The 10,236-nt window shown below is 63.5% G+C and carries 12 protein-coding genes; 4 read left to right on the top strand and 8 right to left on the bottom strand.

The window, feature by feature from the left end; genetic code table 11:
- Positions 1-136 precede the first annotated feature (136 nt).
- Both AAC071_RS12320 and AAC071_RS12315 read right to left on the bottom strand, forming a co-directional pair.
- Positions 137-742 carry a 2-hydroxychromene-2-carboxylate isomerase gene (locus AAC071_RS12320; protein WP_339832913.1) on the bottom strand — a complete coding sequence of 202 codons (606 nt, stop codon included), beginning with the start codon at positions 740-742 and terminating at the stop codon, positions 137-139.
- A 24-nt stretch (positions 743-766) separates the two neighbouring features.
- Positions 767-1,495 carry an SDR family oxidoreductase gene (locus tag AAC071_RS12315; RefSeq protein WP_339832912.1) on the bottom strand — a complete coding sequence of 243 codons (729 nt, stop codon included), beginning with the start codon at positions 1,493-1,495 and terminating at the stop codon, positions 767-769.
- Positions 1,496-1,700: 205 nt separating this feature from the next.
- Between AAC071_RS12315 and AAC071_RS12310 the strand changes: the two genes are divergently transcribed.
- Entirely contained in the window at positions 1,701-2,201 is a 501-nt protein-coding gene (locus AAC071_RS12310; protein WP_339832911.1) for a helix-turn-helix domain-containing protein, read from the top strand.
- Here the strand turns inward: AAC071_RS12310 and cysK are convergent.
- The 6 genes from cysK to ubiE all read right to left on the bottom strand — a co-directional run bounded on the left by cysK (position 2,168) and on the right by ubiE (position 7,930).
- On the bottom strand, positions 2,168-3,130 hold the full coding sequence (gene cysK, locus AAC071_RS12305) for a cysteine synthase A (protein WP_339832910.1): 963 nt from the start codon (positions 3,128-3,130) through the stop codon (positions 2,168-2,170). The two genes, AAC071_RS12310 and cysK, sit on opposite strands and share 34 nt — an antisense overlap.
- A 56-nt stretch (positions 3,131-3,186) precedes the next feature.
- Positions 3,187-3,636: an Rrf2 family transcriptional regulator gene (locus tag AAC071_RS12300; protein ID WP_339832909.1), complete on the bottom strand. Its 450-nt coding sequence runs from the start codon at positions 3,634-3,636 to the stop codon at positions 3,187-3,189.
- A gap of 15 nt (positions 3,637-3,651) precedes the next feature.
- Positions 3,652-4,128, bottom strand: a complete 477-nt coding sequence (gene dut / locus AAC071_RS12295) for a dUTP diphosphatase (protein ID WP_339832908.1) — start codon at positions 4,126-4,128, stop codon at positions 3,652-3,654.
- A complete protein-coding gene (coaBC, locus tag AAC071_RS12290; RefSeq protein ID WP_339832907.1) occupies positions 4,125-5,381 on the bottom strand; it encodes a bifunctional phosphopantothenoylcysteine decarboxylase/phosphopantothenate--cysteine ligase CoaBC in 1,257 nt (418 codons plus the stop codon). The genes dut and coaBC overlap by 4 nt, the downstream gene beginning before the upstream one ends.
- Positions 5,382-5,519: 138 nt before the next feature.
- The gene (ubiB, locus tag AAC071_RS12285) at positions 5,520-7,127 is read right to left on the bottom strand and encodes a 2-polyprenylphenol 6-hydroxylase (RefSeq protein WP_339832906.1); all 1,608 of its coding nucleotides are present in this window, start codon (positions 7,125-7,127) and stop codon (positions 5,520-5,522) included.
- A gap of 2 nt (positions 7,128-7,129) precedes the next feature.
- Positions 7,130-7,930 (bottom strand): bifunctional demethylmenaquinone methyltransferase/2-methoxy-6-polyprenyl-1,4-benzoquinol methylase UbiE, encoded by an 801-nt coding sequence (gene ubiE, locus AAC071_RS12280; protein WP_339832905.1) that lies wholly within the window; start codon positions 7,928-7,930, stop codon positions 7,130-7,132.
- A gap of 76 nt (positions 7,931-8,006) precedes the next feature.
- Here ubiE and mutM point away from each other — a divergent pair, with 76 nt between their 5' ends.
- Genes mutM through AAC071_RS12265 form a run of 3 tightly spaced genes read left to right on the top strand, consistent with a single transcriptional unit; the run spans position 8,007 to position 10,129 of the window.
- Positions 8,007-8,888: a bifunctional DNA-formamidopyrimidine glycosylase/DNA-(apurinic or apyrimidinic site) lyase gene (gene mutM / locus AAC071_RS12275; RefSeq protein ID WP_339832904.1), complete on the top strand. Its 882-nt coding sequence runs from the start codon at positions 8,007-8,009 to the stop codon at positions 8,886-8,888.
- An 8-nt stretch (positions 8,889-8,896) separates the two neighbouring features.
- Positions 8,897-9,301 carry a hypothetical protein gene (locus tag AAC071_RS12270; RefSeq protein WP_339832903.1) on the top strand — a complete coding sequence of 135 codons (405 nt, stop codon included), beginning with the start codon at positions 8,897-8,899 and terminating at the stop codon, positions 9,299-9,301.
- A gap of 51 nt (positions 9,302-9,352) precedes the next feature.
- On the top strand, positions 9,353-10,129 hold the full coding sequence (locus tag AAC071_RS12265; protein ID WP_339832902.1) for an enoyl-CoA hydratase: 777 nt from the start codon (positions 9,353-9,355) through the stop codon (positions 10,127-10,129).
- Positions 10,130-10,236: the final 107 nt, after the last annotated feature.

Raw genomic sequence — 10,236 nt, 5'->3', positions numbered from 1 at the left:
AACAGGGAATCATCACTACAATCCAAATGCCACTCTCTTTTGCAGAGGAATCCCTGAGGGGAGGGTCAAACGGCTGAAAGCCGTTTGGGGCGGGGGCGCAGCGCTTGCGTCGCACACAGTCGTCGCGGGTCCCTCTTCAGCTACCCACTATCGCCTCTTCCACTTCGCGCAAGCGGTCCTTGCCGAAATAGATCTCGCCATCGACAAAGAAGGTCGGGATGCCGAAGGCACCGCGGTTGACCGCGTCTTCGGTGTTGGCGATCAGCTTCGCCTTCACATCCGCCTCCTGGATGCGCGCCAGAATATGCGCTCCGTCGATCCCGCCCGCATCGAGCGCCGCCTTGATGACGTCCGGATCGTCCATCTTCAGCGATTGCTCCCACATCGCCGCCGCGACCACCTCGAAATATTTCGGCAACAGGCCGTCGAGCTGTGCGGCAATCGCGCCGCGCATGATCTGCAGCGTGTTGACCGGGAAATGCGAATTGAACTGGAACTTCGTCAATCCGTGCTTCTTGATGAAGCGCTCGATCTCGAGGAACTGGTATTCGCCCTTGTTCTTGATCCCCTGATTGGCGATCACCGGCGACACATTGCCGGTCGCCTTGAAGATGCCGCCCAGCAGCACCGGCACATAGTCGAATTTCGCACCTGTCCGTTGCTCGATGGCCGGCAGCGCCTTCCCGGCGAGATAGGCGTTGGGGCTTCCGAAATCGAAAAGAAATTCAATCCTCTTGCTCATCCGCGCATTCCCTCTGTTTCCGGTTCAGAATTTTTCGATCCACGGCCGCAGGTCGAGTTCATGCGTCCAGGCGCTGCGCGGCTGGCAATGGAGCTGCCAATAGGCTTCGGCAATATCGTCGGGGTTGAGGATCCCGTCCTGCTCCTTGAGCTTGTAGCGCTCGGGAAAATTGTCGCGGATGAAGGCCGTGTCGATGGCACCGTCGATGATCGGATGGGCGACATGGATGCCTTGGGGCCCGAGTTCGCGCGCCATGCTCTGGGCCAGCGCCCGCAGTGCGAATTTGGCGCCGGCAAAGGCGGCAAAGCCCTTGCCGCCGCGCAGGCTGGCCGTCGCGCCGGTGAAGATGATGGTGCCGCGCCCGCGCGGCACCATCACGCGCGCCGCCTCGCGCCCCGCAAGGAAGCCGGCCAGCGCCGCCATCTCCCAGACCTTGCGATAGACGCGCTCGGTCATCTCGCGGATCGGGAAATTCACATTGGCGCCGATATTGAAGACCATGACCTCGACCGGCCCGACCTCGCGCTCGATGGTGGCGAAAAGCTCCGTGACCTGACTTTCGTCGCGCGCGTCAGAACCGAAGCCGCGCGCCTGGCCGCCATCCGCCGCGATCCGGGTGGTCAGCGGAACCAACTTTTCGGCATCGCGCCGCGTCACGCAGGCGACATAGCCCTCGCGCGCGAAGCGCCGGGCGACCGCCCCGCCGGTCGCGTCACCCGCCCCGATGACCAGAACGGCCTTTTGGCTTCCCATAATCATGCCTCCGTCGGTGATCGCCGACCCCTCGCGAGGGGTACACAAAATCATTTGTGACAGTTTTATGACAGTTGCGTGACAGAGGGGGGGTATGCACTGTCACAATCACTGTCACAATCATCAGTTCCGTTTCGGAACGGTAATGTCAGATTGGGTTCCGAAAAGGAACTTGTCAAGCTATACTGCGCACAAAGGAGGCCCGATGCGCTGGGAAGAACTCGATCGCGAACCCTGCTCGCTCGCCCGTGCGCTCTCGGTCGTCGGCGACCGCTGGACGCTGATGGTGCTGCGCGAATGCTTCCTCCGCATACGGCGTTTCGAGGAATTCGAACAGCGTCTCGGCATCGCTCGCCATGTCCTGGCCGATCGCCTGAAGAAGCTGACCGATGCCGGTGTCCTCGAAAAAACACCCTATCAGGAACGCCCGCGCCGCGAGGAATATCGCCTCACCGAAAAGGGGCTGGCACTTTATCCGGTGCTGGTGACGCTGCTCGACTGGGGCGACAGATACATGTCCGGCAAGGACGGGCCGCCGCTGCTGCGTCGTCACAAGACCTGCGGCCATGTCATGCAGGCCGTGCCGGCCTGTTCGGAATGTGGCGAACCGGTCGGTCCGCGCGACGTTGCCGTCGAGCGCGGCCCGGGCGCGCCGGCCGATCTCGTTGTGCCTCAGAGCCCGTCGAACAGCGCCGTCGACAAATAGCGTTCGGCAAAGGACGGGATGATCACGACGATCGTCTTGCCCTTCATCTCCGGCCGTGCGCCGACTTCGAGCGCCACGGCGATTGCGGCGCCGGAGGAAATGCCGCAGGCGATGCCTTCCATCCGGGCGACCTTGCGCGCATGTTCGAACGCCGTCGCATTGCCGATGGTGACGACTTCATCGATCAGCGTCTTGTCGAGATTGCCCGGCGCAAAGCCGGCACCGATGCCTTGTATCATATGCGGTCCCGGCTGCCCGCCCGACAGCACGGGACTGTCTTCCGGTTCGACCGCGATCATTCGCACGCTGGGCTTGCGCGCCTTCAACACCGAACCGACGCCGGTAAAGGTCCCGGCCGTGCCGATGCCCGAAATCACGACGTCGACCTTGCCGTCGGTGTCGTTCCAGATTTCCTCTGCCGTCGTCTTGCGGTGAATCTCCGGATTGGCCGGATTGTCGAACTGCTGCGGCATCACCGAATTCGGATGCTGCGTCAGCAGTTCCTCGGCGCGTGCGATGGCGCCCTTCATGCCTTTTTCCTTCGGCGTCAGTTCGAGCTGCGCGCCCAGCAGCGCCAGCATCTTGCGCCGTTCGAGCGACATGCTTTCCGGCATGCAGAGAATGAGCTTGTAGCCCTTGGCCGCGCAGACAAAGGCAAGCGCGATGCCCGTATTGCCCGATGTCGGTTCGATGATGACCGTGTTCTCGGCGATCTTGCCCTGGCGTTCCAGCGCCTCGATCATCGACACGCCGATGCGGTCCTTGACGCTCGACAGCGGATTGAAGAATTCGAGCTTCAGCAGGATGTCGGCAACGACGCCGGCTTCTCCCGCCATGCGTTTGATGCGCACCAGCGGCGTGTCGCCGATGGTCTCGGTGATGCTGTCATAGACGCGTCCGCGTCCGGGCTTCTTGCTGCTTTCGCTCATGCTGGCCTCCCGGGCCTCTGCTCAATCGTTTCCGTGCGCCCCGACAGGGGAGCCTATCAGATCGTGAAATCGGCTGTCGGCTTCGATGTGCCGACGCCGGCCTCGTCTGCCTTCTGGCAGAGATCCTCCACCGTAATGCCGTCGAGCTTCGTCATCAGCTCGCGTTGCACCTCTTCCCAGAGCGGCGCGATCACGCGTTCGCCGAGTTCCGAAGGGCCGCTGCTGGTGGGTTCGTCGGAGGCTTCCATCGCCCCGACCACGCGCACCACTTCGCCGACCGCGATCCGCCGCCGCTCGCGTGCCAGCGTATAGCCGCCGCGCGGCCCGCGCACGCCCTTCAGGATGCCCGCATGTACCAGCTGCTGCATCACCTGTTCGAGATAGCGCTGCGGGATTCCCTGCCGCTTGGTGATTTCCTTGGACTGCACGGGATCGGGCCGCGCATTGATCGCGACATCGACCACCGCTTCGAGCGCCAGCCAGGTTTTCTTGGAAAGTCTCAGCATCGACCCTCGTCCCCGCTATTTTCCTGCAATGCCCGATGTACCGGTCGATCCGAAACCGCCCTGCCCGCGCCCCGTTTCGTCGAGCGTCTCGACTTCATGGAGCGCCGCCCGGGTCACCGGTGCCACAACCATCTGCGCCACCCGTGTGCCGCGTTCGATCAGGAACGCCTCGGCGCCGTGATTGATAAGGATGACCTTCACTTCGCCGCGATAATCGCAATCGACCGTGCCGGGCGAATTGAGAACCGTGACACCGTTCTTGGCGGCGAGTCCCGAGCGAGGCCGGACCTGCGCCTCGAAACCCTGTGGCAGCGCGATTGCCAGTCCGGTCGGCACCAGCGCGCGCGCGCCGGGCGCCAGCGTCAGCGGCATATCCTCGGGCAGGGCCGCAATGAGATCCATGCCGGCCGCGCCGCCCGTTTCATAGCGCGGCAGGGGCAACCCTTGTGCATGCGGCAAGCGTTGCACGCGGACATCGATCGTGAGCGTCATTCGGCGGCCTTTGCAGATGAGAAATGATCGGCGATACGCCGCGCGAGACGTTCGGCGACGGCCTGCTTGGGCAGCAGCGGCCAGTCCTCCTGTCCTTCGCGCGTGATCAGATGCACGGTGTTGAGATCGCCGCCCATTACACCGGTTGCCGGCGAGACGTCGTTGGCGACGATCCAGTCGCAGCCCTTGCGCTGCCGCTTGGCGACGGCATGCGCGATCACCTTTTCGGTTTCCGCGGCAAAGCCGATGACGAGCAGCGGCCGGTTGGCGGTCAATTGCGACAGCGTGGCAAGAATGTCGGGATTCTCGACCAGCATCAGGGCCGGCGCCTGCTCGCCCGGCTGCTTCTTGAGTTTCTGTTCGGCGTCGCTGGCCACCCGCCAGTCGGCGACGGCGGCGGCGCAGATCGCGATATCGGCTGGCAGCGCCGCCTCGCAGGCCGACAGCATCTCGCGCGCGGTCTCGACGCGCTTGACGGTGACGCCGGGCGGGGAGGGCAGGTTGGTCGGACCCGAAACCAGTACCGTCTCGGCGCCGAGCCGCGCCACCGCCTGCGCGATCGCATAACCCTGCTTGCCCGAGGAGCGGTTGGCGAGATAGCGCACCGGATCGATCGGCTCATGCGTCGGCCCCGACGTGATCAGGATGCGCTTGCCTTTCAGCGGCCCGCCGCCCGGAAAGGCGAGTTCGGCAAAATGTGCTTCGATGGCGGCCAGAATTTCGGCGGGCTCTGCCATGCGGCCGGGCCCGTATTCGCCGCAGGCCATGTCGCCCTGATTGGGGCCGACGACATCGACGCCGTCGGCAAGCAGCGTCTCGAGATTGCGTTGCGTCGCGCGGTGCGTCCACATGCGCACATTCATCGCGGGTGCGATCAGCACTTTCTTGTCGGTCGCGAGCAGCGCGGTGCTGGCCAGATCGTTGGCGAGGCCGCTGGCCATCTTCGCCATCAGGTCGGCGGTCGCCGGCGCGACCACGAGAAGGTCCGCATCGCGCGACAACTCGATATGGCCCATTTCGGCTTCGTCGGTCAGATCGAAGAGATCGGTATAGACCTTGTCGCCGCTGAGGCTCGAGACCGACAGCGGTGTCACGAATTGATGCGCGGCTTTCGTCATGATCGCGCGCACCGAGGCGCCGCGCTCCTTCAGCCGCCGGATCAACTCGAGGCTCTTATAAGCCGCGATGCCGCCGCCGATGATCAGCAGCACGCGCCGTCCGCTCAATACGCCCTCGGCCAAGTCCCTCTCCATTCGTCGGCGCCGCAGTCAGAATGCCTCCCGGGAGGTTCTGCTGTGCTGTACGTGAAAATATAATTATTCACGCCAAGGATTTGTAGATCAAATCCGCCGACGGAGAAAGAAAGGAAATCTTCAAAAAAGATATATTGTTTACAAGAGGTTGGCGACGAGAAGGGCCCCAAGGGCACCAAGCGCCAGCCAGAGAAGCGGCCGTCCGGGCCCGGCCTGCCGATCCTGAGCCCGGGCGATGGCGTCGGCGGATGTCGGATGAATGCGCACGCCTTCCTCGTCGACGCTGTCGGCAAGCAGGCGCGCGGTGCGTTCGGCGCGGTCGAGGACATCGGGCAGATGGCTCATCATGCGGCCAAGCTGCAAGGCGCCGGCGGCCGCCTCCTCGATGCGCGTCTCGGGTGCCATGCGCTCGATCATCCAGGCTTTCAGCACCGGCTCTGCGCTTTCCCAGATATTGTGATCGGGGTCGAAATGCCGGGCGACGCCTTCGACGACAACCATCGTCTTCTGCAGCAGGATCAGTTCCGGCCGCGTCTTCATGTCGAACTGGTCGGTCACCTGGAAGAGTTGCGACAGTAGCTTTCCCATCGATACCTCGCGCGCCGAACGTCCGAAAATCGGCTCGCCGATCGAGCGCAGCGCCTGGGCAAAAGCGTGAATGCTCTTCGAATTCGGCACATAGCCGGCTTCGAAATGGACTTCGGCAACGCGCGTGTAATCGCGGGAGATGAAGCCATAGAGAATTTCGGCGAGAAAACGCCGCTCCTCCGTGTCGATCCGCCCCATGATGCCGAAATCGACGGCGACGAGCCCGCCATCCGCATCGACGAACAGATTGCCCTGATGCATGTCGGCATGGAAAAACCCGTCGCGCAGCGCATGCGTGAGGAAGGACTGGATCACCTGCTGCCCGAGCCGTTTCATGTCATGCCCGGCGGCGACGAGCGCGGCGCGGTCGGAGGCGGCGATGCCGTCGATCCATTCCATGGTCATCACGCGTCGGGCGGTCAGCTCCCAATCGATCTGCGGTACGCGAAATCCCGTCTCCTTGGCGGTGTTTTCGGCCATTTCCGACATGGCCGCGGCTTCGAGGCGAAGATCCATTTCGAGTTTCACGCTGTCGGCCAGCGTCTGCACGATCTCGACTGGCCGCAGGCGGCGCGCCGGCGCATGGAAGCGCTCGACCGTTTCGGCCACCCAGAAAAAACTGTCGAGATCGGCCGCAAATCGCGTCTCGATACCGGGTCTCAGCACCTTGACCGCCACATCGCGGCCTTCCGTCTGCGCGTCCGCTGGCAGTGTCCGGGCGCGATGGACCTGCGCAATCGACGCGGCCGCGATCGGCTCGCTGAAGACACTGAACAATTGCTCGACTGGCTTGCCGATTCCTTCTTCGACGATGGCGCGGGCTTCGGCCATTGAGAAGGGCGGCAGCTTGTCCTGCAGCGATGTCAGGTCCTGCGCGAGCTCGGCGCCGATGATATCGGGACGTGTCGCCAGGAACTGCCCGAGCTTGATATACGAAGGCCCGAGCGCCGCCAGTGCCGTCGCAAGGCGCTCGCCCGCGCTGCTGGCGATCTCCTGCGGCGGCGCTTCCCAGGGGAAGCGGATCTTGGCAAGCGGCAGAAGCGCCAGCACCAGGGGCGGCATCTCCGCCCGCAATTCGAGCGGCATCAAGGCATCGTGACGGCCCAGAATGCGCGCCGCACGGGTCAATCGGCCGATGGAACGGAATGCGCGCAGCATCGTCAGAGGCGCCAGCCGGAATGCAGCGCCGCCACGCCGCCAGTGAGGTTGCGGTAGCTCGTATTGCCGAAGCCGGCGGCGGCAATCATCTGCTTGAAGGTTTCCTGCTCGGGAAAGCGCCGGATGCTCTCGACGAGATATTGATAGGGTGCGCCGTCGCCGGTCACCCATTCGCCCATGCGCGGGATCGCGGCAAACGAATAGGCATTGTAGATGTCTTCAAGTCCCGGCACGGCGACATGCGAGAATTCGAGGCAGAGAAACCGTCCGCCGGGTTTCAGCACGCGCCAGGCGTCGGCCAGCGCCTGTTCGATATGCGTCACATTGCGAATGCCGAAGGCAATCGTATAGGCATCGAACGAACGGTCGGGAAAGGGCAACCGCTCGGCGTCGCCGCACGCAAATTCGATGCGGCCCTCACAGGCCTTCGCTTCGGCGCGGTCCTGGCCGACACCGAGCATGTGTTCGTTGATGTCGCAGACGGTCACTTGCGCGCCGGCGCCCGCACGGTCGAGAAAACGAAAGGCAATATCGCCGGTACCGCCGGCAACATCGATCAGATGAAAGGGCCGCGCGCTGCGCGGCGGGTTGAGCCAGTCGATCATCGCCTGCTTCCAGGCGCGATGAAGCCCGCCCGACATCAGATCGTTCATCAGGTCGTAGCGCTCGGCGACCTGCTCGAAGACCTCGTGAACGAGCTTTGCCTTCTCGCCCTCGCGAACGGTCCGGAAGCCGAAATGCGTCTCGCTCTCCGAGGCTCGGGTCGTATCCGTCTCTGTCCGCTTTTTTGTGTCTGCGCTCATGCGCCGGACCATAGCGCGCCGTCGCCGGGGGCGCTACTTTGATCCCCCGCCTGTGCCGCGAGCGTTGAAGGCCGCCATGCCCGAACTCCCTGAAGTCGAAACCGTCCGCCGTGGCCTCGTCCCGGCACTTGAGGGTCGCCGCTTCGCGCATGTGACCTTGCGCCGACCGGACCTGCGTTTTCCCTTTCCGAAGGGGTTCGCCCGACGCCTGACCGGCCGGCGCGTCTCCCGTCTCGAGCGTCGCGCCAAGTACATCCTTGTCTGTCTCGATGCGACAGCGACGGCGCCTGAAGAGGTTTTGATCATGCATCTCGGCATGTCGGGCCGGTTCACCATTCACGGGCCGGACGGACCGATGGCGCCGGGCCATTTTCATCATGGAATGCCCGGGACAGAGCGCCACGACCATGTCGTCTTCGATATGGAGGACGGAACCCGCATCGTCTATGCCGATCATCGCCGTTTCGGCTTCATGGACCTGGTCCCCGAGGCGTCGCTGGACGCGTCGCGGCATTTTGCCGGGATGGGCCCCGAGCCGCTTGGAAATGCATTCTCCGGGCCGGTACTGGCCGAACGCCTTGCGGGGCGCCGCACGCCGATCAAGGCAGCGCTGCTCGACCAGCGCACGGTCGCAGGCCTTGGCAATATCTATGTCTGCGAGGCGCTGTTCCGCGCCGGGCTCTCGCCCCGGCGCATGGCGGCGACCGTCGCGACTCCCTTGCGTTCGACACGGCTTGCCGCAGCGATCCGCTGCGTTCTGGAAGAAGCCATTGTTGCCGGGGGCTCGACCCTGCGCGATTACGCGCATACCGATGGGGCGCTGGGCTATTTTCAGCATTCCTTCGCTGTTTACGATCGCGAAGGCAATGCTTGTTCAAAGCCCGGTTGCGGCGGTACCGTGAACCGCATCGTGCAATCGGGCCGTTCGACCTTTTTCTGTTCATCCTGCCAGAGGTGAAGACCCATATGACGAGACCCGTCACCCTGCTTCACGCCGGTTTCGCCGCGCTGCTGCTGTTTTGTGCGGCGACGGCGGCAGCATTCGCGGCCGGCGGCTATCTCGACAAGGTCGAGGATATGCCGTTGATGGATGGCCTGAGTGAAACCGGTGATGGCGGCATTGTCTTCGACAAGCCGACCGGCCGCATTGTTCGCGCCGTGGCGCGCGGCGATGTCGCGCCCGCCAATGTGCGTGCTTTTTATGTGGAAACGCTGCCGCAGCTCGGCTGGGCGCGCATTAAGGAACTGGAATTGATCGGCGGACTGCTGCTTTTCCGGCGCGAGGGCGAGAAACTCGAAATCCAGATCGTATCCCTTTCGAGTGGCGCGATTGCGCGAACGGAAGTGCGATTTTCGATCACGCCCGAATGAATGTGGCCTTCCGTCGTTGCAGCAAACGAGTACCTCTGACAGGAGAAATCAATGGCCTATCAAAACATCCTGGTCGAAAAGAAAGGCGCGGTCGGCCTGATCACGCTGAACCGTCCGGATGCATTGAATGCGCTCAACAAGGCGCTGATGGATGAACTGACCCTGGCGCTGGACGACTGGGAGGCCGACGACGGCATTCACTGCATTGTCCTCACCGGCTCGCCGAAGGCATTTGCGGCTGGCGCCGACATCAAGGAGATGCAGCCGAAATCCTATATGGATGTCTACAGGGAAGACTTCATCACGGCCAACTGGGAGCGCGTGACGCGCTGTCGCAAACCGGTCATTGCCGCGGTCGCGGGCTACGCGCTGGGGGGCGGATGCGAACTCGCCATGATGTGCGACTTCATCATCGCGGCCGACACCGCCAAATTCGGTCAGCCCGAAATCAAGCTCGGCGTCATGCCGGGGGCGGGCGGCACCCAGCGCCTGACCCGTTTTGTCGGCAAGTCGAAGGCCATGGAAATGTGTCTGACCGGCCGCATGATGGACGCGGAAGAAGCCGAGCGCGCCGGTTTGGTCAGCCGGGTTGTCGCCGCGGATGACCTTCTCGACGAGGCGCTGAAGGCGGCGGCGAGCGTTGCTGCCATGTCGTTGCCGATCGCGATGATGACCAAGGAAAGCGTCAATCGGGCCTATGAGACGACGCTGACCGAAGGCGTCCGTTTCGAGCGCCGGCTGTTCCATTCGATGTTTGCGACCGACGACCAGACCGAAGGCATGGCCGCCTTTGTCGAGAAGCGCCAGCCGCAGTTCCGAAACCGTTGAAAAAGGCCGGATTTGCAGCGTTTTCGCCGGGTTTTGGCCTGTTGACGAAAGGGGGGCAGCCGCGTATAACCCCCGCTTTCAGGGCACCAGACCGTCTTTGCCTTCGG

It is taken from the genome of uncultured Parvibaculum sp., assembly GCF_963975745.1.
In the GTDB taxonomy this organism is placed as follows: Bacteria; Pseudomonadota; Alphaproteobacteria; order Parvibaculales; family Parvibaculaceae; genus Parvibaculum.
This window is presented reverse-complemented; position numbering and strand designations above follow the sequence as displayed.

Bases quoted from the DNA above. Each gene is read 5' to 3' on its own strand.
- AAC071_RS12320 (WP_339832913.1), bottom strand. From the start codon at position 742: ATGAGCAAGAGGATTGAATTTCTTTTCGATTTCGGAAGCCCCAACGCC.
- AAC071_RS12315 (WP_339832912.1), bottom strand. From the start codon at position 1,495: ATGGGAAGCCAAAAGGCCGTTCTGGTCATCGGGGCGGGTGACGCGACC.
- AAC071_RS12310 (WP_339832911.1), top strand. From the start codon at position 1,701: ATGCGCTGGGAAGAACTCGATCGCGAACCCTGCTCGCTCGCCCGTGCG.
- cysK (WP_339832910.1), bottom strand. From the start codon at position 3,130: ATGAGCGAAAGCAGCAAGAAGCCCGGACGCGGACGCGTCTATGACAGC.
- AAC071_RS12300 (WP_339832909.1), bottom strand. From the start codon at position 3,636: ATGCTGAGACTTTCCAAGAAAACCTGGCTGGCGCTCGAAGCGGTGGTC.
- dut (WP_339832908.1), bottom strand. From the start codon at position 4,128: ATGACGCTCACGATCGATGTCCGCGTGCAACGCTTGCCGCATGCACAA.
- coaBC (WP_339832907.1), bottom strand. From the start codon at position 5,381: ATGGAGAGGGACTTGGCCGAGGGCGTATTGAGCGGACGGCGCGTGCTG.
- ubiB (WP_339832906.1), bottom strand. From the start codon at position 7,127: ATGCTGCGCGCATTCCGTTCCATCGGCCGATTGACCCGTGCGGCGCGC.
- ubiE (WP_339832905.1), bottom strand. From the start codon at position 7,930: ATGAGCGCAGACACAAAAAAGCGGACAGAGACGGATACGACCCGAGCC.
- mutM (WP_339832904.1), top strand. From the start codon at position 8,007: ATGCCCGAACTCCCTGAAGTCGAAACCGTCCGCCGTGGCCTCGTCCCG.
- AAC071_RS12270 (WP_339832903.1), top strand. From the start codon at position 8,897: ATGACGAGACCCGTCACCCTGCTTCACGCCGGTTTCGCCGCGCTGCTG.
- AAC071_RS12265 (WP_339832902.1), top strand. From the start codon at position 9,353: ATGGCCTATCAAAACATCCTGGTCGAAAAGAAAGGCGCGGTCGGCCTG.